Below are 25,818 nucleotides of genomic sequence, written 5' to 3'. Positions count from 1 at the left end.
GCCGTCAGGCGGGCTGCACGCCGGCTCGGCCGTCTTGCACGGCGAAACGTGCCACCGTCCGGATGGCGCTGTCAGGCTGCAGGGCATCGTCCAGCGACCGAACCGCCGCCCGCAGCCCCGCCTTGTCGACCACGAAGGCCATGTAGCCACGCTGGTCGCTGCGGCCGTAGTGCAGGTGCGGGTTGTGCGGCAACACCTCGTCCAACCGCTGCTGCTTGCCACCCCAACTGGTGATGGAACTGCCGCAGAACTCGCTGGCGACGACGGGCGAGTCGGGGTCGTCGAAGTCGGCCTTCAGGTCTGCCACGACGTGCGAATGCACGTCGCCGCCCAGCACGACGACGTTGGGCACCTGGCGTTCGCGCACGGTCGCCAGCAGCCGGTTGCGGGCCGGCGCGTAGCCATCCCAACCGTCGGTCCAGTAAGTGGGCTCAGTCGCGTTCCAGTTCATGCGCGCCATCAACGTCTGCTGTGCGACGAGATTCCAGCGGCCCGGCGTGGTGTCCCAGCCCTCGGCCAGCCAGCGTTCCTGGGCCGCGCCCAGCAGCGTGCGTTTCGGGTCCAGCAGCTCCGGGCACTCCCGCAGCGGCAGCGTGTTGCTGCCGTATCTGCCGGCCTTGGTGCACAGCTGCGGGTCGCGGTACTGGCGGTCGTCCAGCGCATGGATGACGGCCAGCCGCCCCCAGGTGTGGCGGCCATGCATGCGCATCTCCACACCGCGCGGGCGCCAGGCCTTGGGCAGGGGCTGGTGCTCCCAGCAGGCCTGGTAGGCGGCGGCCCGGCGCGCCGGGAAGTCCTGCGCGATCTTCTCGCCGCGCAGCCCGGCGTAATCGTTCTCGACCTCGTGGTCGTCCCACACGTACAGCCAGGGCACGGCGGCATGCATGGCCTGCAGCGCGGGGTCGGACTTGTACTGCGCGTAGCGGCCGCGGTACTGGCCCAGCGTCACGGCAGCACCGCCTTCCACGGCCCGCACGCGGCCCGGTGCTGCGCCGTATTCATAGATGTAGTCGCCCAGGAACATGACCAGGTCCAGCTCCTCGGCCAGCATGTGGCGCCAGGCGGCGAAGAAGCCGTGGTCCCAGCGCTGGCAGCTGGCGATGGCAAAGCGCAGCGGCTCCAGCGCGTCCGCGGCCGGCGTGGTGCGYGTGCGGCCTGCCGGGCTGCGCTGGCCCAGSGCYTCGAAGCGGTACCAGTACCAGCGGCCSGGCTTGAGCCCTGCGGGCTCGGCGTGCACGCTGTGCGCCCAGGCGCCTTCAGCGATCTCGGTGCCCGAGGCGACGCGGCGCTGAAAGGCTTCATCCTCCGCAACCTCCCAGCGCACCTCGACGCGCGCCGGCAGGTCAGCGCCGGTCAGCCGGGTCCACAGCACCATGCCGTCAGGCGTCGGGTGACCGGATGCGATGCCCAGCGCGAAGCGCGGCGCCACGTCCGCTCGCGCATGGCGCAATAAGCCGGGCGCGAGGCCGGCGGCCAGGGACAGCTGCAGCAGGTGGCGGCGATGGGTGTCCATCGCCGCATTCTGGCTTGGTTAGATCGCCAAAGGATCCACGTCCACGGCCCAGCGCAGCACGGCCTTGTGCTCGCGCTTGAGCGCGATCAGCTCCGGCACCCAGCCGCGCAGGAAGGCCTGCAGCCGTGCGCGCTGCGTGGCCTCCACCAGCATCTGCATGCGCTCCACGTCGGCCACGCGCGCCACCGCATGCGGCACGGGCGGGTAGACCAGCACGCCGTCGTCATGCATCAGCTCCGCGGCGGCCGTCAGGAAGGCCTTGGCCGCCTCCACCGTGCGCGCCTCGGCGCGCAGCAGCGCCAGGTGGGCAAACGGCGGCAGGCTGGCGGAGCGGCGCTCGGCCAGTTGGTCGCTGGCGAAGCGCACATAGTCGTGGCGTGCCAGCGCCTGGTAGAGGGCATGGTCGCGGTGCCAGGTCTGCACCCACATCTCGGCCGGCGTCTCGCCAGATGCATCACGACCCGCACGGCCGCCCGCCTGCATCAGCAACGCGAACAGGCGCTCCGGCGCGCGGAAGTCGCTGCTGAAGAGAGCCCCATCCGGGTTCACCGCGGCGACGAAGCGGATGCGCCGGAAGTCGTGCCCCTTGGTGACCATCTGCGTGCCGACGAGGATGTCGACGTCGCCGTCATGCACGGCCTGCAGCTGCGCCTCCAGCTCGCCCTTGCGGCGCGTCGAGTCGGCGTCGATGCGCAGCACGCGCGCACCGGGCAGTGCCTCGCCGAGCTGCTCCTCCAGCTTCTCGGTGCCACGGCCAATGGGCGCGATGTCGTGGTTGCCGCAGTTGGGGCAGGCGCTTGGCACGCGCTCGGTGAAGCCGCAGTGGTGGCAGCGCAGCGTGCGGTCGCGCTTGTGGAAGACGCGCCAGGCGCTGCAGTGGGGGCAGTCGCTCTTCCACTGGCATTCGCCGCAATGCAGCACCGGTGCATAGCCGCGGCGGTTCAGGAAGACGAGGCTTTGCTCGCCGCGCTCCAGTCGTGCCTTCAGTTCGGCCAGCAGCGGCGCGGTCAGCGCGGTCGTCACGCCAGCGGTGGGCGGCAAGGCCTTCATGTCGAAGAGCCTGACGCGGGGCAGCGCGCCGCCGCCGATGCGGGCGGCCAGCGTCAGGCGCTCATAGCGGCCGCTTTCGGCGTGCTGCCAGCTCTCCAGCGACGGCGTGGCCGAGCCGAGCACGACAGGCACCTTGAGGTCATGCGCGCGCCAGATGGCCAGGTCGCGCGCCGAGTAGCGGGCGCCGTCCTGCTGCTTGTAGGAGGGATCGTGTTCCTCGTCGACGACGATCAGCCCCAGCTCGGGCAGCGACGCGAATACCGCCAGCCGCGTGCCCAGCACCAGCCGCGCGCGGCCGAGGTGGGCGGCCAGCCAGTTCTGCAGGCGCTGGGCCGGCGTCAGCGCGCTGTGCAGCGACACGATGGCCAGGGGCTGAGGCAGCAGCGCCGCGAAGCGTTCGGTAAAGCGGGCCTCCAGTTGCGGCGTCAGGTTGATCTCGGGCACCAGCACCAGCACCTGGCGGCCCGCCGCCAGCGCGGCTTCGGCGGCGCGCAGATAGACCTCGGTCTTGCCGCTGCCCGTCACGCCGAACAGCAGCAGCGGCTTGCGCTCGCCGCCGTCGATCTGGGCCGTGATGCGGGTGACGGCCTCGGCCTGCTCCGGCGCCAGCTCGGGCCGGACCGGTTCCGGCACGGCGACCGCCTTGGCGACCTTGCGGTCCAGCTTGCGCAAACGCGCAGCCAACTGATCAGGCGAAAGTTCACGCAACTGCGGCGGCAGCACCGCGCTGGCCAGTTCGCCTACGCTGCGCTGGTAATAGCCGGCGGCGAAATCCAGCAGCCGGCACCAGTCGGCGCCCAGCGGCGTCAACGCGTCAAAAACGGCGGCCACCGGCCGCAGGGTGACGTCTGGCGCCATGGTTTCGTCGCCCGGCCAGACGATGCCCAGCAGTTCACGCTTGCCCAGCGGCACCCGCACCAAAGTGCCTGATGCGAGCGCCTGCTCACTCGCGTAGTCAAGCGGGCCATTCAAGCCGCTGTGCTGAGGGGCGTCGACCGCCACGCGCACCGTTGCAGGGCCTTCAGCTTCAGCCATGCGCAGCTCCGCGCTTCTTGTGAAGCAGTGGCTCAGCAAGTGGCTGCAAGTACATGATTCTTAAAGGCTCTTGGGTTGCCCACAATTTCTGTGGATAAGTTTGTGAGCAAATCGCCCCGTGCGGGCCGATAGAGCGCCAGAGCGGGACGAACCGCCCCAAATCCGTTCGTCGGCGCCATTTGAGTGCTGCCTTGAAAATCAAGCACTTAGCACGAATTCGGGAAAACTCTTAGGTGCGCCGCACCAACGACAGTCCGCCTCCCTCGCCTCCCGAATTTTGGGGATAAGTCATCGCGGAACTGCAGATTTGACGGCCCTGTCAGGCTGCAGTTCGCAGGCGGCGCGAATGCTGGTGAACCTCGTCCACCAGGGCTTCGACGCTCTCGGGCGGGGTGAACTGGCTGATGCCATGGCCGAGGTTGAACACATGCCCATGGCCGGCAGCGGGCTTGCCGAAACTGTCCAGCACGGCGCGGGCCTGAGCGCGTACGGTTTCGGGTGGCGCGAACAGCACATTGGGGTCGAGGTTGCCCTGCAGCGCAACCCGATCGCCCACGCGGGCACGGGCGGCGCCAAGGTTCATCGTCCAGTCCAGGCCGACGACGTCGGCGCCGGCGTCGGCAATCTCGTCCAGCCACAGGCCGCCGCCCTTGGTGAACAGCAGGCGAGGAATGCGCACGCCGTCGTGCTCGGTCTTCACCTGGCTCAGCACCTGGCGCGAATAGGCCAGGCTGAACTGCTGGAAGGCGCCGTCGGCCAGCACGCCGCCCCAGGAGTCGAACAGCATGACGGCCTGGGCGCCGGCTTCGATCTGGGCGTTCAGATAGGCGGCCACCGAGCGGGCGTTCACGTCCAGGATGCGGTGCATCAGGTCGGGGCGCGAATACATCAGGCTCTTGACGAGGCGGTAGTCGTCGGAGCCCCCGCCTTCCACCATGTAGCAGGCCAGGGTCCAGGGGCTTCCGGAGAAGCCGATCAGCGGCACGCGGCCGTTCAAGGCCTCGCGGATGGACGTGACGGCGTCGAAGACATAGCGCAGCTTGTCCATGTCGGGTACTTCCAGCGCTGCCACCGCGGCCTCGTCGCGCACCTGCCTTGCGAATTTCGGGCCCTCGCCCTGCTGGAAGGACAGGCCCAGGCCCATCGCGTCGGGCACCGTCAGGATGTCGCTGAACAGGATGGCGGCGTCCAGCGGGAAGCGCTCCAGCGGCTGCAGCGTCACCTCGGTGGCGTAGTCGGTGTTGGTCGCCAGGCCCATGAAGCTGCCGGCCTTCTCGCGCGTGGCGCGGTACTCGGGCAGGTAGCGGCCGGCCTGGCGCATCAGCCAGATGGGGGTGTGCTCGGTGGGCTGGCGCAGGCAGGCACGCAGGAAGGTATCGTTTTGCAGGGGGGCGAACATGGCCAAATTATCCCTGCTGGCCCCGGCACGATCCGGCGCGTCGCGGGAGCGTCGTTTGCCCTTGTCTGCCATCCTCCCAGCAGCGAGATGCGCCCATGATTCGAATCCTCGTCACCGTGGCGGCCGCCGCCAGCCTGTCGGGCTGCGGCTACAACCAGTTCCAGACGCTGGACGAGCAGGTCAGCGCCAGCTGGGCCGAGGTGCTGAGCCAGTACCAGCGCCGCGCCGATCTCATCCCCAACGTCGTCAACACGGTCAAGGGCGAAGCCAACTTCGAGCAGGAAACGCTGACCCGCGTCGTCGAGGCGCGCGCCCGCGCGACCAGCGTGCAGGCCACGCCGGAGCTGGTCAACGACCCCGAGGCTTTGAAGAAGTTCCAGGCAGCCCAGGGTGAGCTGAGCAGCGCGCTGTCCCGGCTGCTGGTGGTCACCGAGAACTATCCSAACCTSAAGGCCAACCAGGGCTTCCAGGATCTGCGCGTGCAGCTCGAAGGCACCGAGAACCGCATCACCGTGGCGCGCAACCGCTACATCCAGACAGTGGCCAGCTACAACGTCCACACGCGCAGCTTCCCGAACAACCTGACGGCCATGCTGTTCGGCTACAAGGCCAAGCCCAACTTCACCGTGCAGAACGAGGCGGCCATCACGACGGCGCCGACGGTGGACTTCGGCACGACGGCCAGGCCGGTGGCACCGGCCGCGTCGAAGTAGCCGCGCGATGCGCTGGCTGACTGCCTTGCTGCTGCTGTTGGCGGCGCCGTGGGTCCAGGCCCAGGGCGTGCAGCCTGTGCCGGGACTGAATGCCCGCGTCATCGACCAGACCGCCACGCTCGACGCCGGGCAGCGCCAGGCACTCGAAGACCGGCTGGCCGCCTACGAGCGCGCGTCGGGGCCGCAGATCGTGGTGCTGATGGTGCCGACGACCGCGCCCGAGGACATCGCCGCCTATGCCCAGCGCGTCGCCGACCAGTGGAAGATCGGCCGCCGCGAAGTGGGTGACGGGCTGCTGATCGTCGTCGCCAAGAACGACCGCAAGATGCGCATCGAGGTGGCCAAGGCCCTCGAAGGCGCGGTGCCCGACCTGGCCGCGCGGCAGATCATCGACACGGCCATGAAGCCGGCCTTCCGCAATGGCGACTACGCCGGTGGCCTGCAGGCGGCCATCGAGAAACTGCAGGCGCGCATCAACGGCGAAGGCCTGCCAACCCCCGCTTCCGCGCCGCACGCCGGTGACAACGAGGGCTTTGGTTTCCAGGATCTCGGCATGCTCTTCTTTATCGGCGTGCCGGTTGTCGGCATGCTGCTGACCGGCCTGTTCGGCCGCAAGCTGGGCAGCCTGGCCACGGCAGGCGCCGCCGGCGCGGCGGGTTGGGCCTTTGGCGGCGGCCTCGTCGTGGCCGGCATAGCCGCGGTCGCGGCCCTGGTGCTCGTGGGCCTGTTCGGCATCGGCGCCGCTCGACGCAGCTCCGGCCTTGCCGGACTCAGCGGCCGCCGCGGCGGCATGCTGATCCCGCCCATCATCTTCGGCGGGGGTGGTGGCGGGGGTGGTGGCTTCGGTGGGGGCGGCGGCTTCTCTTCCGGCGGGGGCGGCAACTTCGGCGGCGGTGGCGCCTCGGGAGACTGGTGATGGCGCGCCTGTCACTCCAGCGTTTCATCCGCCATCGCCTCTGGGACGAGGACGATGCCCGCCGCGTGCTGCCACCCGAGGCGCTGGTGCGGCTTCAGCAGCGCGTGGCCGACAGCGAGCAGCGCCACAGCGGCGAGATCCGCGTCTGCGTCGAAGCCAGCCTGCCACTGAGCTACCTCTGGCGCGACGCGCCGGCGCGCGAACGGGCCGTCACGATGTTCGCCAAGCTGCGCGTCTGGGACACGGAGCACAACAACGGCGTGCTGATCTACCTGCTGCTGGCCGAGCACCGCATCGAGATCGTCGCCGACCGCGCGCTGGTGCGCCGCGTCGACGCCGGGCGCTGGCAGCAGTTGGTCCAGGCCATGAGCGAGGCCTTCCGCGCCGGCCGCTTCGAGCCGGGCCTGGTCGACGCCATCGCGGCCGTGGACGCGCTGCTTGTGGCGCACTTCCCGCGTGACGCGAGCGCCGCCACGCCGCGCCTGAACGAACTGCCGGACGAGCCGCTGCTGGGCTGAGCGGCCCGCGCCTGGCTACAGCAAGGCCAGGCTCTGCCGGCCGACCCAGGTATCGCCGGCTTGCAGCTCGATGGGGCGACCGATGCATGCCGCCTCCACGCACAGCATCTCCGACCAGCCTTCGGGGGGCATGTCGGCCAGCTTGGCGCAGCGCTCGGGGCCAGGGTTCCAGACCACGGCATCTTCGAAACCCTGCTGGCGGACGGCCACCTGGCGCCGGTCCTCGGTCACCAGCAGCGGACGGTCCTTGACACCGAAATAGATGCGGTCCAGGTCCAGCACGCCCTTTTCGCCGGTCAGCAGCAGATCCATGCGCTGCAACGCCTCGGCCTGCTTGATGCTGTCGAAATAGCGCAGGCCGGCCAGCCCTTCGACGCTGACGGCGTCCAGATCGGCCACGCGCAGATAGGTATGCAGCGCCGCTGTGAACTGCAGCGGTGCGTCGCCGAGGTTCTCGCAGGCGAGTTCGATGTCGAGAGTGCGGCCGCCGACGCGCACGCTCAACTCCAGCTCGAAGGCATGCGGCCAGATCGCACGCGTCGCGTCGCTGTCGCGCAGGCGCATGACGGCGAGCGCATCGTCCTTGCCCTGCTGCTGCTGGACCAGCTCCCACGGCAGCGTGCGCGCAAAGCCATGCTTGGGCAGCGGCCCGCGCTCGGCAAACTGCGGGAAACACACCGGCACACCGCCGCGGATGGCCTTGCCTGGCGTGAATTCGCTGCGCGGCGACAGATACAGCTGCTCACCGGCACCGGGCGGACGCCACGACAGCAGGTGGCCGCCGTGCAAGCTGAACTGGGCGCTCGCGCCATCGGGGCTTTGCAGGGTGAAACTGGACGGTTCGGAGCTCATGGCAGGCGGGGCGCGACGGGGCAAAGCTCTATCATCGCCGACTTGTTTTTTCGGGGCCGCCGCCCATGAACACAGCCAGCGCCCGCCCCTCCCAGAAACTGGCCTTCGTGCCCGAGACCCGCTTCGGCCTGTGGTTCCTGTCCACCGCGACCTGGCGCGTGCACGTGCTGGGCCGTGCGCTCAGCGACCTGCAGCGCATGGCGCCGGACGCGCCGCGCGGCGGCGTGATGCTGGACATCGGCACTGGCCAGGGCCACTCCCTGCCGGAGATGGCGGCACGCTTTGCGCCGGCCCAGATCCATGCACTCGACCCCGAGCCGGACTTCGAGGCCCGCTGCGCCGCGATGGTGAAAGCCTGCCCCGTGCCCGTCACCCTGCACGCGGCGCATGCCGAGCGCATTCCGCTGCCGGACGCGTCGGTGGACATCGTGCTGTGCCACCAGACCCTGCACCACATCGTCGACCAGAAAGCGGCCCTGGCCGAGGCGTTTCGCGTGCTTAAGCCCGGCGGCCTGCTGCTGCTGGCCGAGAGCACGCGCGCCTACATCCACAGCTGGATCATCCGGCTGCTGTTCCGCCACCCCATGCATGTGCAGCGCACGGCGGACGAGTTCATCGCCCTGGTGCGCGAGGCCGGCTTCCAGGTGGACGCGGACCGCATCAGCACGCCCTATCTGTGGTGGAGCCGCAGCGACCTGGGTGCGCGCGAATGGCTGGGCTTGGGCCAGCCGAAAAATCGCGAGGAAACGCTGCTGAACGCCGTGGCAAGAAAGCCAGCCCCTCGCCCAGCCTTGCACGGCTGAACGCCGACAAGTCCGGTCGGTCCCCCGAGGGGACGGCGATGCTTGCCGGCTCGACCGGCAAGCACATCGCCCTAGGCGGGCCGGCTTGGGAGCGGCCCGGCGCTCGGCCCGCAATGCGCAATCAGTCCAGCGGCGGCTCGGGCAGGATCCAGGCCAGCAGCGAAGTCCAGAAGCCCGGGATGCGGATCTGCACGCTCGGGTCGGTCAGCGCCCGCGCCCGCGCAGCGGCTTCCAAGGATTCGGCCGAGTCGTAGAACGGCGGATCGGCCAACACCAGCCCGGCCTTGTTGGCGCCATCGACGAGGATCTGCAGATACTCGTCGACATGGCTGCCGGTGAAGGGGTTGGCATCGTGGAAGGTCACGACCACCGGCCGCACGCCGTCCACCAGCGGCAGCTCGGTGATCCGCCGGCGCAGCTCGCGCATCTGGTGCTCGAAATGCGAGCGCCGGCGCAGGCTGGCATTGGGCCAGGGGATCTTGCCGTCGTTGGCGGACAGGTCCGTCATCACGACGCTGAGTCCATGGCGCTGATAGGCCGCGAAGGTGCGCGCGTCGTAGGCCCAATGCGGCGGGCGCACCAGCACCGGGGGGCGGCCGGCCAATTCCATATGCGCCGCCAAGCCCTGGCTGAGGCTGCCTTCGAGCAGCTCATCACTCAGCTTGGTGTGGCTGGTGTGGCCGGGCGTCGCGGTGTGAAAACCCAGCACATGGCCCTCCGCCAGCGTGCGGCGCATCAGCGCCTGGCCGCGCGGTGTCGCACCGCCGTTCACGGCGCCCGTCTGCACGAAGAACAGCGCCTTGATGCCCGGCTGGATGGCATTGCGCGCGAGGCCGTCGAGGATCTGGACCGTCGGGTTGTCGGTCTCCCGCGCGCTCGGGCCGTCGTCGAAAGTCAGCAAAAGGCGGATGGGCACCGGGGCGCTCACCGACACATGCTCGGCCAGCGGCGACGGGTCGGCCGCGGCATGGGTCGCGACGACCAACGCCAGGCTTGCAAATGCCGCTGCGAAGCGCCATCGCGCCATCCTGCCTCCGTACTGCTTTCGTGGGGCCAGCAGTTTATTCGCCGGCCCTGCGCGCCCGGCAGCGGCGCCACACTGCATTCATGGGACCTTCGATGCGCACAGGCAACTTGGGATTGCAGGCCACAGCCAGCACCACAGCGCCGATGGTCGTGACGGCCACGTCGCCCTCGGGGTCGTCGCTGAAGTCCAGCGCCCGCATCAGCGCAAAGTCCAGACCCTGTTCGCGCGCCTTGAGCCAGGCCTCCTTGAGCGTCCAGGCCTGCAGAAAGACCTGCGCGCGCGCCTCGACCGGCAAGGCGGCCAGGTCGGCGCGCTGCGCGGGGCTGTGCACCGTCTCGGCCAGGGCCAGGTGGTCGCGCGGCCGAACCAGGCTTTCCATATCGATGCCGATCGGCACCCCGGCCGCGGCGCAGGCGACTGTGCCGGCGCTATGGCTGATGGACACGAACACATCGCCACGGCCCGCCACGCGGCAGGCACCGCTGTCGGCCACCTCCAGTGCGGGCCGCTCATCCGACCCCAGCCAGCGCTGCACGGCGCGACGCGCCAGCCAGCGGCCAACCAGGAAGGTCCCGCGACGGGCTTCGGTACCCAGCGACTGCAGGCGGGCCTGCTCGGAGGGCGTCAGCCAGGCGCCCGGTGACGGCATGCCGACCCGCAGCTCAGGCTCGGCGGCGAGCAGGCAGAGCAGGGTCACCGCGAGCCGTGGTCAGTCACTCAACCTTGGCCAAGGTGCCGCGCAGCGCGACGCCAATGACGAAGGCACCGGCGTGGCACTCGAAATCGGTCGCACTCTTGTACTCCACCTTCCGGTAGTAGCTGACGATGTCGACCACCGCATTGGCGCCGTGGCGCTTGGCGCCATCCTGCAGATCGATCAACGCACTCAATGCGGCCCATTTGCAACCATAGTCGTCCGCCTTGCCGAAGCCGTTGGTCTTCGGATTGGCCACGTAGGTCGCGAGGCGTCTGCTGGCCTTCGGCGTCGCTTGACCGGCCAAATAGAACTTGAACGCCGGGTCCAGTTTTTCCTTGGCCTCGGGCAGTTCCAGCACATCGGCCAGCGGGATATGCAGCACGGTGTCGCGCGCGAAGGCTGGCGCCGACAGCAACGCAGCGGCGGCCAAGACCACAAGACGAAACTTCATGAGCACGCTCCTTGAACGGGGCTTTCGATGATGCCGTATCAAGGGCGCCGCACAGGTAGGCGGAAGCCGGCAAATGCGCGGCGCAGCCCTGCGATCACTGCGGCGCGGATGCCGCCTGATCGGCCGTGGCGGCGGCGGGCGCCTGAGGCGCGACGCCCTGCGCCAGCGCCTCGGGGCTCTTGTTGGTCGTCAGGATGACCTCCATGCGCACGCCACCCATGGCCTCGCAGGACTTGCGAGGCGCCTCGTTCCAGCGGATGGCGGTTGCCGTGACCACCGGGCGCACGACGCGCCAGGGCCAGAAGCCAAAACGCTGCGAACTGTTGTAGTCCACGAGGGCATCGGCCTTGTTCGCCAGGGCCTGCTGCACCAGGGCCGGCAGCAACTCCTTGACGCCGCCATAGGTGCCCTTGGCGACCTTGAGCTGTTGCAGTTTCTGGTGCGGCATGTCGGACGGCGCACCATTGTCGAAGACGCAGAGGTCTCGACCTTCCTGCGACAAGCTGGCGGCGATCCGCTTGCCGTCAGCCAACTCCTGTTCCGGCGAACCGGCTTGCGCCGCAGCGCTCGCCAAGATCATTGCAACGGTCAGAACGCTCTGCTTCATCAGGCCCTCCCAGGCGGGTTGTCGAAATCAAAGGCGGCGCAGGATCAACGAAGTGTTGATGCCGCCGAAGGCGAAATTGTTCGTCATCGCGAACTCGGTCTGCAGCACGCGGCCGCCGCTGAGCACGTAGTCGAGGTCGCCGCAGCGCGGGTCGACGCGCTTGAGGTTGATGGTGGGCGCGAACCAGTCGGCGTTCATCATCTCCAGCGTCATCCAGGCCTCCAGTGCACCGCAGGCGCCCAGGGTATGGCCCATATAGCTCTTCAGCGACGAGATCGCCACACCGGTGCCAAAGATGCTTTGCGTGCCCTGGCTCTCGGCCACGTCGCCCTGGTCGGTGCTGGTGCCATGGGCGTTGACGTAGGGGATGGCAGTGGCGGGCAGGCCGGCATCTTCCAGCGCCAGGCGCATGGCCTGAGCCATGGTGGAGGACTGTGGCTGCGTGACGTGGGTGCCGTCGCAGTTGGTGCCGTAGCCGACGATCTCGCCCAGCATCGTGGCGCCGCGCGCCTTGGCGTGCTCGTACTCTTCCAGCACGAAGGTGCAGGCGCCCTCGCCCAGCACCAAGCCGTCGCGCTCGGCGTCGAAGGGACGCGGCGTCAGGCGTGGCTGGTCGTTGTACTTGGTGCTGGTCGCGAACAGCGTGTCGAACACCGCCGCCTGCGTCGGGTCGAGCTCCTCCGCGCCGCCCGCGAGCATGGCGACCTGGCGGCCGCTCTGGATGGCCTCGTAGGCATAGCCCAGGCCCTGGCTGCCCGAGGTGCAGGCGCTGCTCGTCGTGATGATGCGGCCGGTGATGCCGAAGAACACCGCGATGTTGACGGTCGCGGTGTGCGACATCATCTTCACGTAGGTGTTGGCGTTGATGCCCTCGATGCTCTTGACCGTCATCATGCGGCCGAAGTCGCCGATGGCGCTGGGTGTGCCGCTGGAGCTGCCGAAGCTCACGCCCATGCGGCCGCTGGTCAGCAGCGGGTCGCCGATGAGGCCGGCCTGCTCCAGCGCCAGCTCGGCCGAGCGCGTGGCCATCTGGGCCACGCGGCCCATGCTGCGCATGGTCTTGCGGTTGTAGCGGTCGGCCGGCAGCTCGAAGGGTGCGCAGGGCACCCCGACCTGCGTGTTCAGGCCCTCGTAGGCGGCCCAGTCGGCCATGCGCTGGACCTTGTTGGTCTCGGCGCGCAGGCTGTCCATGACGGTTTCTGCGTCATGCCCCAGCGGCGACAACGCGCCGATGCCGGTGATGACGACTCTCTTGTTGCTCACCCGACCATCCCCCCATTCACGGAAATCACTTGCAGCATGTCTGCCCCTCGTCCGCCGAGTACGCCGGCCGATCCCCCGAGGGGATGCGGGCCGGCTAGGGAGCGGCCCGTCGCTCGGCCCGCCCTCATCCGACCATCCCTCCGTTGACCGAAATCACCTGCCGCGTGATGTAGGCGGCGTCCTCGCTCATCAAGAAGGCCACCAGGGCCGCCACTTCCTCGGGCCGGCCGACGCGCTGCGCCGGGATCAACTTCAGCGCGTGCTCCAGCACTTCGGCGTCGATCATGTCCGTCTCGATGAGGCCCGGTGCCACGCAGTTGACCGTGATCTTGCGGCTGGCCAGCTCGACGGCCAGCGCCTTGCTAGCGCCGATGATGCCGGCCTTGGCGGCACTGTAGTTGACCTGCCCGCGGTTGCCCATCAGGCCCGAGACCGAGGCCAGCGTGACGATGCGGCCGGGCTTGCGGCGGCGCACCAGCGGCATGGTCAGCGGCTGCAGCACGTTGTAGAAGGCGTCGAGGTTGGTGTGGATGACGGCGTCCCAGTCCTCACCGGTCAACGCCGGGAAGGCGCCGTCGCGGGCAATGCCGGCATTGCAGACGACGCCGTAATAGCAGCCATGGGCCTCCACGTCGGCCTCCAGCGCGGCGGCGGTGGCAGCGCGGTCGGCCACGTCGAAGGCGAGCACACGGGCGTTGCGGCCGAGTTCGCGGGCGGCCTGGGCCACGGCCTCGGCCTCGTCGCGGCGGCTGCGGCAATGGATGACGACGTCGTAGCCGTCGCGCGCCAGCCGCAGCGCGATGGCGCGGCCGATGCCGCGGCTGGAGCCGGTCACCAGCACGGTATGGGGAGTACTCATGGGGTCTGTCCGTTCAGGAAAGCCTCCGGGTCGTCGGGCCCGAAGACATTGAGACTGGCGCGCGCCACCTCGGCGCCATCGATGCTGATGACGCACTCAAACTGGCCCAGGCCGTTGTCGGCCTGGAAGAGGCGCTGCACCTGCACGCGCAGCACATCGCCGACGACGAAGGCCGCGCGGCTGCACTGGTAGCGGCGCGTGCCGAGCAGGAAGCCGATGCGGGCGGCCCCGCCTTCATCGGCATGGAGGTGGCGTTGATAGCCGGCCCATGCGGCGGCCGCCTGGGCCATGTATTCGACGCCGGCCGATGCGCTGAGCTGGCCACCCTGCACCAGCAGATGGTCGGCGCGCACGGTGGCCTCGGCCAGCAGCGACTCGGCATCGGCCTCGATGACGCGGTCGAGCCAGCTCATGGCGCCGCGGTGCGGCACGAGGTCGGCGATGGCGGGTTCAGTCTTCACGGGTCAACACCAGGGCGGCGTTGCTGCCGCCAAACGCAAAGGAATTGGACAACACGGCGCGCGGCGCGGCAGCCAGGCGCTCGCCCGGTGAAACCAGGCGGATGGCGGGCAGCGCGGCATCGCGCTCGCCGTCGAAATGGTGGGCCGGCAAGGCGCCGTCGCCCAGCAGGGTCAGCCAGCCGATGGCGGCCTCCAGCGCACCGGCGGCGCCCAGCGTGTGGCCGGTCAGCGGCTTGGTGGAACTGCAGGGCGTGTCCAGGCCGAAGACCCGCGCTACCGCTTCGCTCTCCATCGCATCGTTGTGCGGCGTGGCCGTGCCATGCAGGTTGAGGTAGCCGATGTCGGCGGGCGCCAGGCCCGCCATGTCCAGCGCTGCGCGCATCGCGGCCTCGGCGCCGCGCCCGCTGGGCTCGGGCGCGGAGATGTGGTGGGCGTCGCTGGTTTCGCCCCAGCCGGCCAGGCGCACGGCGGGGCCGGCGCCTTTTTCGCGCGTCATCAGGAAGAGCGCGCCGGCCTCGCCGATGTTGATGCCGCAGCGCTGCGCGCTCATGGGGTTGCAGCGCACGTCGCTGACGGCTTCGAGCGAGGCAAAGCCGGCGACGGTGAAGTCGCACAGGCTGTCGGCACCGCCGCAGACGACGGCATCCGCCATGCCGGCCTGCAGCAGCCGCGCCGCACTGGCCAGGGCCTTGCTGCTGGACGAGCAGGCCGTGGAGATGACATAGGCCGGGCCCAGCGTGCCGAGCTCTTCGGCCAGCAGCGCAGCGCCGGAGCCGATCTCCTGCTGGCGCACGTCGTGCCAGACCGGCAGTTCGCCGTGCTCGCGGTGGTGGCCCCAGGCGGCTTCGCTCTCGCCGACGCCGGAGGTGCTGGTGCCGAGCACGATGGCCACGCGCAGCGGGCCGAAACGCGCTATGGCCGCATCCACCGCGGCGCGAATGGGTTGCAGCGCGGTCAGCAGCAAGGCGTTGTTGCGGCTGCGCTGGGCGTTAGCGTCGGGCAGAGGCAGGGGTTGGCGCACGCGGCCCAGGTGCAGGGTGCGGCCGCGCCAGGCTTCGGATTCGACGCCGCTAGGCGTGCTGGCCCACAGCGACTCAGCCAGCGTGGCGGCGTCATGGCCGGCGGCGCAGACGACGCCGAGGGCGTTCAGATAGAAATTCATCAGCCCCCCTCCAGGGAGCGCGATTCAATGCGCAATTGGTAGTGCTCGGCCCGATTGTCGATTTCCACGCGGGCGCGGCCGTCGAGGTAGCGCACCGTGAGTCGCACCTCTCCGCCCTGGCGCAGCGTGCGCGCGTTGCCGCTCTCGTCCAGCGTCCAACCCGTGGGCAGCGCGGCCTGCAGTGCGGGCAGCGGCGCGAAGACCAGGGCGATGTCGCGCAGCACGCGCGCCGGGTCGACCGCCGCGGGCAGCATGGGGTGGCGCTGCACCTTCAACTCGCGGCCGTCCCAATGCATGGTCAGCACGCGCTGGCCGAAGGCGAGACCGGCGAGCTGCAGCTGCCGGGCGTCGACCTGCAGCAGCGTGTCGAGCTGGCGCTCGGTGACGGCGCCGTTCGCATCGCTGGGCGCTTCGGGTGCGTCCGTCACCGTCAGCCGCTGCGCCAGCGACAGCTCGGCGCCAAAAGCGGCTGGCGCCAACTGCAGCAGTGGCAGCGCGGCCGGTGGCGGCAGCGTCTGGCAGGCCGACAGCAACAGTGCCGCGAACAGGATCAGGGGGCGCACAACTGCTCCAGCGTGCGCATGCGCTCGGGGTGCGCGACGTAGGGGTTGGTCAGGTCCCAGGCATAGCCGGCCAGGATGGACGAGATCATGCGGCGGATGTCGGGGTTCTGGTCCTGGTGGAAGATGACGTCCTGGAAGCCGCCGCGGTACCAGCTCTCCACAAAGGCACGGAAGGCATCCACGCCGGCGCGCAGCGGCTTGGCGTAGTCCTTCTCCCAGTCCGCCGCTTCGCCGGCGCGTTCACGCAGCAGCGCCGTCACGGCCAGGTCGGCGGACTTCACGGCGATGGTCACGCCGCTGGAGAACACCGGGTCCAGGAACTCGCCCGCATTGCCCAGCAGCGCGAAGCCCGGGCCCCACAGCGACTTCACGTTGGCCGCATAACCCTGCAGCCGGTTGGCCGGCGTGTCCCAGACGGCGTCCTTCAGCAGCGCGGCCAGCGAGGGTGTCTCGGCGACGACGGCCTTCAGTCGCTCCGTCGCGTCCTCGGGGAAGCGGTCGAAGTACTCGGCCCGCGCGACGACGCCCAGCGAGCAGCGGCCGTTGCTGAAGGGGATGGTCCAGAACCACACGTCCACGTCGTCCGGATGCACGGTAACGAGGATCTTGGTGCGGTCAAACGTCGGGTCGCTGATGCGGTCCTGCACATGCGTGAAGGTGGCGGCGCGCACGGGGAAGCTTGAGGGCGTCTCCAGGTCCAGCAGGCGCGGCAGCGTGCGGCCGAAGCCGCTGGCGTCCAGCAGATGGCCGGCCTCCACGGTATAGGCCGCGCCGCCGTCCAGCGGCTGCACGTCCAGCTGCGGCCGCTGGCCCTCGCCGACGCGAACGGCAGTCACCTCGTGGCGGTAGCGCACATCGGCACCGGCCCTGGCGGCGCCGTTGGCAAGCACCTGGTCGAAGTGGGCGCGCTGCACCTGGTAGGTGGTACCCCAGCCGGGGGTGAACTTGTCGCGGAAGTCGAAGGCGGTGCGCTTCTCGCCGCGGCAGAAGGCCGCGCCGTTCTTGAACTGGAAGCCGGCCTCGACGACGTCCTGCAGCAGCCCCGCCTTCTCGATATAGGCCATGGACTGCGGCAGCAGGCTCTCGCCGATGGAAAAGCGCGGGAAGGTCTGGCGCTCCAGCACGGTCACGGCCAGGCCCTGGCGGCGCAGCAAGGCCGCAGCGACGGCGCCTGCAGGGCCTGCGCCGATGATGCAGACGTCAGTCGTTTCGAGGGTCATGGTCGTTGACGAAGAAAGGGGTGAGGAACCAGGCCAGGGCAATTCCCAGGCCCAGGGTCAGGCCGAAGGCCCGCAAGGCCGGCGTGCCGGACAGGGCCAACAACCCGAAGGACAGCCAGGTGCTGGCGGCCGCGAGTGTGATGGAGACGAAGCCGCGCAGGTCGCGCCGGCTGGGCTGGGCGAGCAGGAAGATGCCGTAGTCCACCCCCACGCCGAGCAGCAGCAGCAGGGCCAGCACGTGGAAGAGCTGCCAGGGCTGGCCGAGCAAGGCGGTGGCGGCCAGCGCCAGGCTGCCGGCCAGCAACGTCGGCACCAGAGCGCGCCACCAGGCAGCGCCCAGGCGCCAGGCCAGCAAGGCTGCGACGGCGCCCACCGCAATCGCCAGTACGCCGAGCATGCGGATGCGCTGACGGGCCAGCAGCTCGGAGACATCGGCCACTTTGTCGACCCAGCGCACCGTCGTGCCGTCGGCCAGGGCGGCAAGCTGCGGCAAGGATGCCCGCGACACGCCACGCAGCATCACGACGCTGTGCCAGCGGCCGTCGGTATCGCGGCCCAGCCACTGATGGCGCGCGGCCTCGCTGACGGGCGCCGCGCGCCAGGCCTCCACCGTCAGCACCGGCGCCGCAACGGCGTCGGGCTGCGGCACGGGCTGGCCCAGTTGCTCGGCCACCAGCAGCGACACCTCGGCCCAGCGGCGCTGCACCAGGGCCGCATCGGCGGCCTGACGCGCGGGCGACGGCACCCAATCGGAAACGGCCTGCCAGCCGCCGATGCCGGGCATGCCGGCGAGCTTGGCCTTCAAGGCTTCCTCGCGTTCGAGCAGGACTTCCTCGCTGCCCGCGCTGAGCAGGTAGAACTGCGCCGGGCTGGGCAGGTCCAGCCGCCGGCCGATGTCGATCTGCTCCTGCATCAGCGCGGGCGGCGTGTTCTGCAGCAGGCGGATGTCGTCGTTGGCCTGGCCGCGCCAGGCGGCAGCCGCCAACAGAGCGGCGATGACGACGCCGCCGATCAGGCCGCTGCGCCAGTTCAGCTGCGGCCAGCGCTGCCAAGCGCGGCCCAACGCGCGCGTCAGCGGCCGCACGGGCACGGGGCCGGCGTCCAGATGCGGGAACCACAGCCAGGTGCTGACAAAGGCGGCCGTCAGGCCGGCGGCCGAGAACAGCGCGACCTGCTGCAGCCCCGGGAAAGGCGTCGTCGCCAACAGGGCATAGCCGGCCAGCGTCGTGCTGAGGGCCAGCACCATGGTCGGCAGCTGCTCGCGCATCAAGGCGAAGCGCTGCGCCGGCGGCTGGGCGATGCGGCTGCTGTAGTGGCTGCTGGCGTAGTTCTCCGCCACGCCGACCAGGCTGGCGCCGAACACCAGCGTGATCAGGTGCAGCTCGCCAAACACCGCCAACGTCGCCGCCACGGCCACCAGCAGGCCGCTGCCCACCGACAGCAGCACCAGCAGGCGCGGCCGAATGCGGGCGAAAGCGAACCAGCTCAAGGCAAACACGCCGACGAGAGAGCCGATGCCGATGAGGTGCATCTCGCGCTGGGCCTGCGCGGCCGCGGCATGCGCGTGCAGGGGCACGCCGGCCGCGAGCACCTGGGCCTCGGGTACGGCGGCACGGGCATGGGCGAGGGCTTCGGCGATGCGCTCGTTGTCGCTCAGCGCGAAGGCGCTGGCGCCGCTGTCGATCAACGCCAGCATCCAGTCGCCCTGGGCATCGGCCAGGCGCAGCCGGCCATCGAGGGCGCGCACCTTGCTGCCCTGGGCACGCTCGGCCAGCCATGCCCCGAGGGTGTTGAAGGGGTCGTCGATCCAGCGGCCCACGCGTGGCAGGCCCATGGGCTGCATCAGGCTGGTCAATGCCAGTTGCGCCAGCGCTTCCGAAGGGGCGGTCTGCAGCGACTGGCGCTGGGCGTCGGTCAGCAGCGCGCCGCGTTGCGGGGCGAAGAAGCTCAGCCAGTCGGCCTGCTGGGCGTCGGAGACGCGGTGGCGCAGCTTGATGCCAGGCACCTCGGCCTGCAACTTGGCCATGAAGCGATCCATCGCCGCTTCGCTGCCTTTGGGCGCACGCAGCATGACGATGACGCGGCCCTCCCCTGCCTTGGCGAGCGCGGCCATCGCCTGCTCCACCTCGGGCCGGCGCTCGTCCTTGGGCAGCATGGCCAGCACATCGGTGTTGATGCGCACGCGACCCTTGTATGCAGCCACAGCCAGGGCTGCGGCCATCAGCAGCAGCGCGAGCGCCCACAGCCAGGGCGCCAAGCGGCTGGGCCGATCAACCAAGCTGTTTGGCCTCGTCGGCGCTGGGGGCAGCGGGCTCACGCACCTGCTCGTCGAAGCGCAGCGTCGTCGTGTCGCCCTGGGCCTCGGTCATGACGATGCGGCGCAGCTGGCGGTCGCCCTCCAGCTCGATGCGAGCGAAGAGCTGGGCCAGTGCGGTGGCCTTCGGCTTCAGCACGGCGCGCCAGCCCTTGTCACCCACCAGGCTGGCCTGCACCTCGAAGGCCTGCTGCAGCGCGCTCAGGTCACCGTCCAGCAGCGACAGCATCAGCTGGGTCACGACGCGGATGCCCGGCTCCTTGCTGGCGTCCAGCTGCAGGCCGCCACCGCCGGCAATGCGGTCCCGCGTCAGCACCAGTTGGCTCGCGAACGGCGCAGTCGTGCGCCAGATCAGGCCTTTGCCGCGCACCAACAGGTAGTCGCCCTGGCTCTTCAGCGGCTTGGCGAAGCCGGCAAGCTGCTTGTCCTGCTGGAAGCCGCCGCGCTGCACCGGGGTGCTGACGAGGCGCTGTTGGACTTGCGCGATGGTGTCGGCCAACGCGGGCAACGGGCATGCGGCAAGAAGAAAGAGACGGCGCTTCATGGCAGAGAAATGCCCAGACGTTCAAACAGGATGGGCGGGCTGGCGAACTGCATTTCCTTGTTGCGCATGTCCACGGCCACCATCAGCGTGTGGGCCTTGGTCAGGCGCTCGTTGGTGGCGAGGTCGCGCACCGTGTAGTCGATGCGCAGGCGATGCTCCCACTCGGTGATGCAGGCGCGCACGCCCAGGCGCATGCCGTATTCGGCGGGGCGCACGTATTTCAGCTGCAGATGGATGATGGGCCAGGCATAGCCGCTGGCACGCATCTGCGGGTAGTCGTAGTTGAAGCGCTGCAGCAGTGCGCAACGCGCCTGCTCCAGGTACTGCACATAGCGGCCGTGCCAGACGATCTCCATCGGGTCGAGATCGTGGAAGGCTGGCGTGATCTCGATCTCGTGGGCCAGGCGCGGGTCTTCACGCAGGCGCATGCAGGGCTCCGTGGGGCAAACGGATCTCGCGCAGCAACATCTGCAGCTCGACATCCAACGCGCGGTCTTCGTCGATCAGCGGCAGGCGTGCACAGAGCTGCTCGTACCAGGCCGACAGCGACGGGCTCAGCTGCAAGCCGCCCAGGCGCTGGCGCAGCCCCAGCCCCTGGCGGGCGCTGATGAGCAGGCCGGCGACGACCTGCTCGCTCAGGTCCAGAACGCGCAGCGCGTCGCGGGCCGCGATGCTGCCCATGCTGACCTTGTCCTGGTTGTGGCAYTCGGTGCWGCGGSTGAASACCGAGGCCGGCATGGTCTGCTTCAGGGCTTCGGCGGTCCAGGCGGAGACGCTGATCTGCAGTGCCTTCAGGCCATGGTTGATGGCGGCGCGCTCGCCCAGGGCACCGCTCAGATTCGACGGCAGGCCGTGGTTGAAGCGCGTATCCACCAGCAAAGCCAGCTGGCGGTCCAGCAGGTCGGCGACGTTGGCGACGGCCGTCTTCAGCGTGTCCATGGCCATGGCGATGTGGCCACCATAGAAATGGCCGCCGTGCAGCACGCGCTCCTCGACGGCGTCCACCAGCGGGTTGTCGTTGGCGCTGTTGAGCTCGTTCTCGATGAGCTGGCGCAGCCAGGGCAGCGCGTCTTCCAGCACGCCGATGACGTGGGGCGCGCAGCGCAGCGAGTAGCGGTCCTGCAGGCGCTGCTCATTGCGGCTGGGGCGGTCGCTGGCGAGGTCGGTGCGCAGCCGCGCGGCGACGCGCTGCTGGCCGGCATGCGGCTTGACGGCGAACAGGCGCTCGTCGAAGTGATGGGCATTGCCCGCGCTGGCGACGACATTGGCCGCCGTGATGCGCGTGGCCAGCAGCGACAGGCGCTCTGCGCGCTGGAAGGCCAGGCAGGCCAGCGCCGTCATGACGGCCGTGCCGTTCATGATGGCCAGGCCTTCCTTGGGGCGCAGCGTGTGCGGCTTGAGGCCGACGGCCGCAAGGGCCTCGGCCGCCGGCATCTGCCGGCCCTGGAACCACACCTCGCGCTCGCCGCACAGCACGGCGGCGACATAGCTCAGCGGCGTAAGGTCACCGCTCGCGCCGACCGAACCTTCGCTGGGGATCAAGGGCAGGATGTCGTGCTCGATCAGGGCGGCCAACTGTTGCAGCAAGGCGTAGCTCACGCCCGACACGCCCTGCGCCAGCGACTGCAGCCGCACGGCCAGCACGGCGCGCACCTGCTCGGGCGCCAGCATGGGGCCTGCGCCGATGCCGTGGTAGGTGTAGAGGTGGCGCGGCAGCTCGGCCACCAGGGCCGGCGGGATGCTGACGGTGCAGGAATCGCCATAGCCGGTGGTGACGCCGTAGACGACGCCGTCCTCGGCCAGCAGGCGGGCGATGAACTCGGCACCGGCGTCGATGTGGCGCACGAAATCAGGCGCGGTGCTCAGACGCGCGCGGGCCTCGCGGCGGGAGATGGCGGCGATGTCGTCCAGGCTCAGCGGGCGGCCATCGAAAACAATCTCAGGCAACGGCATGCGGGCTGTCCCAGAAAGCGTAGAAGTTGAACCAGTCATAGGGCGATTCGCGCAGGCGGCGCTGCAGAATCCGTGCGTAGCTCTGAGCGTATTGGGCCAGAGCCTCGCGGCGCCCCGCTCGCGGCAGGCTGACGTGCTCGGTCAGCACCTCGAAGCGGATCTCATAGCCGGCCCCCCGGTGCAGGCAGGTCAGCAGCACCAGCGGGCAGTGCAGCACGCCGGCCAGCACATAGGCGCCCACCGGCAGCGGCGCCGGCGCGCCGAGGAAGTCGACGCTGACGGTCTGGGCGGATTGGATGGGCACGCGGTCGCCGGCAATGGCGATCCAGCCGCCGGCGTCCACCAGCTCCTTGAGCTGCATGGCCATGGCCGGCCCGAAGTCGGTGACCTCCAGCAGGTTGACAGCGGAGCTCGGGTCCAGGCGCTTGAGGATGCGGTTGAAGGCCTGGGCGTGGCGGGTGTGCACCAGCACCGTCAGCTTCAGGTCCTGCTTGGTGCGGCCCACCATGCGGCACAGCTCCAGGCAGCCCATGTGGGCAGTGATGAAGATGCCGCCCTGGCCCCGGGCCACCATGGCGTCGACGAGAGAGAAGTCCTGCTCGCGCACGCACTCGGCCGGGTAGCGGCCGGCCATGGCCAGCAGCTTGTCGAGCATGGTCTCGGCAAAGCAGGCGACGTGGCGCAGCCCTTCGCGCCAATCGGGTTCACGCTTGAACACGCCCGGTTCGGCACGGTGCAGATGGCGCAGATAGTCCAGCGATGAGCGGCGCAGCGCCGGGCGCGTCAGCCAATGCAACACCACCACGGGAAACATGGCCCAGCGAACCAGGCGCCGGCCGAAGAGCTTGTGCACGCCGTACAGCAGCCAGATACCGCTGACGAAGGTYGTTTCACCCAACGACGCCCAGTGCTGAGCGCGCACTGTCATGGATTGCTCCGCAGCTTGCGCGCCAGCAGTAGCGGCGCGCGCCACAGCATGCCGAAGAAGAGCCGCGTGTGCATGGCCGAGATCAGCACGTTGTCGCGCCAGACGCGAAAGTGCGAGATGCCGCCGACCGGATAGTGCACGCGCGTGGGCTGGTTGATGACGGGCACGCCGGCCCACACGAGGCGCACGGCGATCTCGGTGTCGAAGTCCATGCGCCGGCCCATGGAGGCATGCGCGAGCTGCGGCAGCGTGGCGGCCAGCGGGTAGATGCGAAAGCCGCACATGGAGTCGCGCACCGAGAAGCTCAGCGTGTTGATCCAGACCCAGATGTGGGTGGCATAGCGCCCGTACAGCCGCGCGCGCGGCACGGACGCGTCGTAGATGGGGCAGCCGCAGATCAGCGCCTCAGGGTGCGCCTGGGCGGCGGCCACGAAGCGCGAGGCATCGAAGGCGTCATGCTGGCCGTCGGCATCGATCTGCAGGCCATGGGTGTAGCCCTGCTCGACCGCCAGGCGCATGCCGGCGATGACGGCCACGCCCTTGCCCTGGTTGTGCGGCAGGCGCAGCAGCTGGATGCCGTCCTGCCGCGCCAAGGCGTCGAGCTGCGCTGCCGTGGCGGCTGCGCTGCCATCGTCCACCAGCAGCACCGGCAGGCCCTGCTCGCGCAGCTTGGCCGCAACGCCACCGACCGTACCGCCATGGTTGTAAACAGGAATGACGGCGCAAACCTTCACACGCCGGCTCCGAAGCGCAGCTTGCCACTGGCGTGCGCGCCGCGCTCGCTGGTCAGCGCGAAACGCAGCTCGCTGCCGTCGGCATTGATGGTCAGCTCGAGGTCCACGGTGCCGCCGGGGCGGATGACCTGCTGGAACTTGAGCTGGTCCAGCCCGGCAAAGGCCGGCTGCAGTGCGAACAGCTCGCGTGCAAAGCGCTCTGCCCAATCCAGCTGCACCACGCCCGGCAGCACAGGCTGGCCCTCAAAGTGCCCTTCGAAGCCGGGATGGCGGGCCTCGATGTCGACGCGCAGCCGCACCGTCAGCGGATCACGCGAGAGCACCCGGGCGGGCGGGCGCATGGGGTCGAACAAGGCCTGCAATGCGGCCTGAGTGGTCTTGCCCTGGGTGTTGGCGGGGAATTCGCTGACGAGGCGCCAGCGGCGCGGGCGCACGGTGGACTCCAGCTGGGCGGCCAAGCGTTCGCGCAGCGGCGCGAGCCATGCAGCGCGGCCGGCCTGGTCGATGGCGCCCCAGGCCTCGGGCGTGGGCACCAACACGACGCCCAGCTCCTGGCGCGAGCCCGGCAGCAGCAGCGCGCGGGCTTCCAGCACTTGGCCGCTGGCCAGCAGCGCCTGCTCGACGGCGGCCAGCGACACACGCTTCTCCTCCACCTTGACGATGCGGTCCGCGCGGCCCAGCAGCACGAAGCCTTGGCCTTCAGCGCGGGCATGGTCGGCGGCCGTGTACCAGCCATCACCGCCGATATGGGCCGAACGCAGCTGCAACTGGCCGTCGTTCAGCTGCCATTCGACGCCGGGCAGTGCGCGCCAGGGCTCGGCATCGCCCGCGCCGGGCGGGCGCTGGCGCCAGGCCACGCCGCCGGTCTCGCTGCTGCCGTAGACCTCGATGGGCGTCTGACCCAGGCGCTCGGCGCAGGGGGCCAGCGCATCGGCTGGCAGCGGGCCGCCGGAGCTGAACACCGCCGCCAAGCGCTCGGGCAGGTCGCCGGTGACGGCGAGCTGCAGGCGCTTCAGGTGGGCCGGGCTGGCGATCAGCGCGATGCGGCCGGGCACGGCATGCAGGTCTTCCAGATAGGCCACGCGGTTCGCTGCCGTTTGGCGGCCGGCSGCCAGYGGCCACAGCACGCGGAACAGCAGSCCRTAGATRTGCTGGTGGCTGACGGTGGCGTGAACCGTGGCGCCGTCCAGGCGCGCACCGAACTCGGCTTCCAGCGCGCGCACCTCGTCGAACAACTGGTGCAGCTGCTTGGGGATGGCGCTGGGCTCGCCGCTGCTGCCGGAAKTGAAAACGACGAGCTGGGGGGCCTGCGGGTCCAGCGACTGCCAATCCGGCACGGGCGCATCGGCCACGGCAGCAGTGGCATCGCTGCGGCCAGGCCAGTCGCCGGCAAACGCCCCCACCTGCTCGGACAGACGCTGCGCCGTGGCCGGCAGCGCGTCACCGGGCCACCAGACGGTCTTGCGGGCATGCCAGGCGCCGAACAGCGCGGCGGTGGCGTGCAGGGTGTCTTCGAAATGCAGTGCGACGTCGCCCGTCGCCAGCGCCTGGAAATGCGCGAACCAGCCAGCGGCCTGGGCCAGGAACTCGGCCGACATGACAGCCCGGCCGGAACGCCAACCCACGGGCTGAGCGGCCCGCGCCGGGCTCAGGGCACCGGCAAGGCCGAGGCGCAGTTCACGCCACATGCTTGCCGGCTCGTACGCGGCGGCGCACCAGCCACTCGCCGCCCATCAGGGTGCCCATCAGCCCGTAAGTGATGAAGCCGTTGTACAGCGCCCAGGTCTGCTCGCTGGCCCACAGGGCCGTCGCCAGGCTGATGCTGCCGTTGACGATGAAGAAGCCGCACCAGACGATGGTGACGCGGCGCGTGTAGGCCACCCCGTGGGCGTCCAGCTCGGGGTCGTGCAGGCGCGCCAGGCGCTCGACGACGGTCTGGCCCTTGAACAGGCTGGCGCCGAAGAGCACCAGCATGGCCAGGTTCATCGCCACCGGGTAGATCTTCAGCGGCAACAGCTGGTTGGACCAGGCCGTCAACGCGGCCAGCACCAGGCCGGCCAGCGCGATCGCGAGGGCCTGCTGGCTGCGCGACGCGAGGTAGCGCGCCAGCGCCAGAGCGAGAAGCAGCAGCGCCAACACCCGGGGCTCGGCGTGTGCGAGACCCAGGTAGACGAGAACGGGATAGAGGGCGGTCAGCGCCACCCAGAGGATGTTGCGCACGCTGGGGCGAGAAACG

General features: G+C 69.9%; 26 protein-coding genes. 4 read left to right on the top strand and 22 right to left on the bottom strand.

Going from position 1 to position 25,818, the window contains the following annotated elements; all coding sequences use genetic code 11:
* Nucleotides 1-4 precede the first annotated feature (4 nt).
* From ACXJKJ_RS05755 to hemE, 3 genes are all read right to left on the bottom strand, one after another.
* Nucleotides 5-1,513, bottom strand: coding sequence for an alkaline phosphatase D family protein (locus tag ACXJKJ_RS05755; RefSeq protein ID WP_457389429.1), 1,509 nt, complete (start codon nucleotides 1,511-1,513; stop codon nucleotides 5-7).
* 18 nt (nucleotides 1,514-1,531) lie between these two features.
* Nucleotides 1,532-3,598: a primosomal protein N' gene (locus ACXJKJ_RS05750; protein WP_457321155.1), complete on the bottom strand. Its 2,067-nt coding sequence runs from the start codon at nucleotides 3,596-3,598 to the stop codon at nucleotides 1,532-1,534.
* 319 nt (nucleotides 3,599-3,917) lie between these two features.
* Nucleotides 3,918-4,997, bottom strand: a complete 1,080-nt coding sequence (gene hemE / locus ACXJKJ_RS05745) for a uroporphyrinogen decarboxylase (RefSeq protein ID WP_457389428.1) — start codon at nucleotides 4,995-4,997, stop codon at nucleotides 3,918-3,920.
* Between the two features lie 95 nt (nucleotides 4,998-5,092).
* Between hemE and ACXJKJ_RS05740 the strand changes: the two genes are divergently transcribed.
* The 3 genes from ACXJKJ_RS05740 to ACXJKJ_RS05730 are packed head-to-tail and all read left to right on the top strand — an operon-like array spanning nucleotide 5,093 to nucleotide 7,144.
* A complete protein-coding gene (locus ACXJKJ_RS05740; protein ID WP_457389427.1) occupies nucleotides 5,093-5,710 on the top strand; it encodes a LemA family protein in 618 nt (205 codons plus the stop codon).
* Between the two features lie 7 nt (nucleotides 5,711-5,717).
* Nucleotides 5,718-6,626 (top strand): TPM domain-containing protein, encoded by a 909-nt coding sequence (locus ACXJKJ_RS05735; protein ID WP_457389426.1) that lies wholly within the window; start codon nucleotides 5,718-5,720, stop codon nucleotides 6,624-6,626.
* Nucleotides 6,626-7,144: a TPM domain-containing protein gene (locus tag ACXJKJ_RS05730; RefSeq protein ID WP_457389425.1), complete on the top strand. Its 519-nt coding sequence runs from the start codon at nucleotides 6,626-6,628 to the stop codon at nucleotides 7,142-7,144. Before ACXJKJ_RS05735 ends, ACXJKJ_RS05730 begins: the two co-directional genes overlap by 1 nt.
* 15 nt (nucleotides 7,145-7,159) lie before the next feature.
* On the opposite strand, the gene ACXJKJ_RS05725 is transcribed toward ACXJKJ_RS05730, so the two are convergent.
* The gene (locus ACXJKJ_RS05725) at nucleotides 7,160-7,996 is read right to left on the bottom strand and encodes a D-hexose-6-phosphate mutarotase (RefSeq protein WP_457389424.1); all 837 of its coding nucleotides are present in this window, start codon (nucleotides 7,994-7,996) and stop codon (nucleotides 7,160-7,162) included.
* Between the two features lie 65 nt (nucleotides 7,997-8,061).
* Between ACXJKJ_RS05725 and ACXJKJ_RS05720 the strand changes: the two genes are divergently transcribed.
* On the top strand, nucleotides 8,062-8,799 hold the full coding sequence (locus tag ACXJKJ_RS05720; protein ID WP_056205497.1) for a class I SAM-dependent methyltransferase: 738 nt from the start codon (nucleotides 8,062-8,064) through the stop codon (nucleotides 8,797-8,799).
* Nucleotides 8,800-8,920: 121 nt separating this feature from the next.
* Here ACXJKJ_RS05720 and ACXJKJ_RS05715 read toward each other — a convergent pair whose 3' ends face one another.
* From ACXJKJ_RS05715 to ACXJKJ_RS05630, 18 genes are all read right to left on the bottom strand, one after another.
* The gene (locus tag ACXJKJ_RS05715) at nucleotides 8,921-9,826 is read right to left on the bottom strand and encodes a polysaccharide deacetylase family protein (RefSeq protein WP_457389423.1); all 906 of its coding nucleotides are present in this window, start codon (nucleotides 9,824-9,826) and stop codon (nucleotides 8,921-8,923) included.
* 34 nt (nucleotides 9,827-9,860) lie between these two features.
* Entirely contained in the window at nucleotides 9,861-10,523 is a 663-nt protein-coding gene (locus ACXJKJ_RS05710) for a 4'-phosphopantetheinyl transferase family protein (protein WP_457389422.1), read from the bottom strand.
* Between the two features lie 16 nt (nucleotides 10,524-10,539).
* Nucleotides 10,540-10,974, bottom strand: a complete 435-nt coding sequence (locus tag ACXJKJ_RS05705; RefSeq protein ID WP_457389421.1) for an excinuclease ATPase subunit — start codon at nucleotides 10,972-10,974, stop codon at nucleotides 10,540-10,542.
* A gap of 94 nt (nucleotides 10,975-11,068) precedes the next feature.
* Nucleotides 11,069-11,581, bottom strand: coding sequence for a hypothetical protein (locus tag ACXJKJ_RS05700; protein WP_056205505.1), 513 nt, complete (start codon nucleotides 11,579-11,581; stop codon nucleotides 11,069-11,071).
* Between the two features lie 27 nt (nucleotides 11,582-11,608).
* Nucleotides 11,609-12,844: a beta-ketoacyl-ACP synthase gene (locus ACXJKJ_RS05695; protein WP_457389420.1), complete on the bottom strand. Its 1,236-nt coding sequence runs from the start codon at nucleotides 12,842-12,844 to the stop codon at nucleotides 11,609-11,611.
* Nucleotides 12,845-12,968: 124 nt separating this feature from the next.
* Complete coding sequence (gene fabG, locus ACXJKJ_RS05690) at nucleotides 12,969-13,703, bottom strand: 3-oxoacyl-ACP reductase FabG (RefSeq protein WP_457389419.1); 735 nt, start codon at nucleotides 13,701-13,703, stop codon at nucleotides 12,969-12,971.
* Nucleotides 13,700-14,164 carry an ApeP family dehydratase gene (locus ACXJKJ_RS05685; protein ID WP_457321177.1) on the bottom strand — a complete coding sequence of 155 codons (465 nt, stop codon included), beginning with the start codon at nucleotides 14,162-14,164 and terminating at the stop codon, nucleotides 13,700-13,702. Before ACXJKJ_RS05685 ends, fabG begins: the two co-directional genes overlap by 4 nt.
* Nucleotides 14,154-15,326: a beta-ketoacyl-ACP synthase gene (locus tag ACXJKJ_RS05680; protein ID WP_457389418.1), complete on the bottom strand. Its 1,173-nt coding sequence runs from the start codon at nucleotides 15,324-15,326 to the stop codon at nucleotides 14,154-14,156. Before ACXJKJ_RS05680 ends, ACXJKJ_RS05685 begins: the two co-directional genes overlap by 11 nt.
* Complete coding sequence (locus tag ACXJKJ_RS05675; protein WP_457389417.1) at nucleotides 15,326-15,889, bottom strand: DUF3261 domain-containing protein; 564 nt, start codon at nucleotides 15,887-15,889, stop codon at nucleotides 15,326-15,328. The genes ACXJKJ_RS05680 and ACXJKJ_RS05675 overlap by 1 nt, the downstream gene beginning before the upstream one ends.
* Nucleotides 15,877-17,109 carry an NAD(P)/FAD-dependent oxidoreductase gene (locus tag ACXJKJ_RS05670; protein WP_457389416.1) on the bottom strand — a complete coding sequence of 411 codons (1,233 nt, stop codon included), beginning with the start codon at nucleotides 17,107-17,109 and terminating at the stop codon, nucleotides 15,877-15,879. The genes ACXJKJ_RS05675 and ACXJKJ_RS05670 overlap by 13 nt, the downstream gene beginning before the upstream one ends.
* On the bottom strand, nucleotides 17,090-19,387 hold the full coding sequence (locus ACXJKJ_RS05665; RefSeq protein ID WP_457389415.1) for an MMPL family transporter: 2,298 nt from the start codon (nucleotides 19,385-19,387) through the stop codon (nucleotides 17,090-17,092). The genes ACXJKJ_RS05670 and ACXJKJ_RS05665 overlap by 20 nt, the downstream gene beginning before the upstream one ends.
* On the bottom strand, nucleotides 19,380-19,967 hold the full coding sequence (locus tag ACXJKJ_RS05660) for a LolA family protein (RefSeq protein ID WP_457389414.1): 588 nt from the start codon (nucleotides 19,965-19,967) through the stop codon (nucleotides 19,380-19,382). Before ACXJKJ_RS05660 ends, ACXJKJ_RS05665 begins: the two co-directional genes overlap by 8 nt.
* Nucleotides 19,964-20,395 carry an acyl-CoA thioesterase gene (locus ACXJKJ_RS05655; protein WP_457389413.1) on the bottom strand — a complete coding sequence of 144 codons (432 nt, stop codon included), beginning with the start codon at nucleotides 20,393-20,395 and terminating at the stop codon, nucleotides 19,964-19,966. Before ACXJKJ_RS05655 ends, ACXJKJ_RS05660 begins: the two co-directional genes overlap by 4 nt.
* Entirely contained in the window at nucleotides 20,382-21,920 is a 1,539-nt protein-coding gene (locus tag ACXJKJ_RS05650) for an HAL/PAL/TAL family ammonia-lyase (protein ID WP_457389412.1), read from the bottom strand. The genes ACXJKJ_RS05655 and ACXJKJ_RS05650 overlap by 14 nt, the downstream gene beginning before the upstream one ends.
* Nucleotides 21,907-22,848, bottom strand: a complete 942-nt coding sequence (locus ACXJKJ_RS05645; protein ID WP_056205526.1) for an LpxL/LpxP family acyltransferase — start codon at nucleotides 22,846-22,848, stop codon at nucleotides 21,907-21,909. The genes ACXJKJ_RS05650 and ACXJKJ_RS05645 overlap by 14 nt, the downstream gene beginning before the upstream one ends.
* The gene (locus tag ACXJKJ_RS05640) at nucleotides 22,845-23,582 is read right to left on the bottom strand and encodes a glycosyltransferase family 2 protein (protein WP_457389411.1); all 738 of its coding nucleotides are present in this window, start codon (nucleotides 23,580-23,582) and stop codon (nucleotides 22,845-22,847) included. The genes ACXJKJ_RS05645 and ACXJKJ_RS05640 overlap by 4 nt, the downstream gene beginning before the upstream one ends.
* Nucleotides 23,579-25,270: an AMP-binding protein gene (locus ACXJKJ_RS05635; protein WP_457389410.1), complete on the bottom strand. Its 1,692-nt coding sequence runs from the start codon at nucleotides 25,268-25,270 to the stop codon at nucleotides 23,579-23,581. Before ACXJKJ_RS05635 ends, ACXJKJ_RS05640 begins: the two co-directional genes overlap by 4 nt.
* On the bottom strand, nucleotides 25,260-25,802 hold the full coding sequence (locus ACXJKJ_RS05630) for a COG4648 family protein (protein WP_157282223.1): 543 nt from the start codon (nucleotides 25,800-25,802) through the stop codon (nucleotides 25,260-25,262). Before ACXJKJ_RS05630 ends, ACXJKJ_RS05635 begins: the two co-directional genes overlap by 11 nt.
* Nucleotides 25,803-25,818 lie beyond the last annotated feature (16 nt).

This window comes from Roseateles sp. P5_E1, assembly GCF_054049335.1.
The sequence above is the reverse complement of the archived record's forward strand: the minus strand, read 5'-3'. Positions and strand labels throughout refer to the sequence as shown.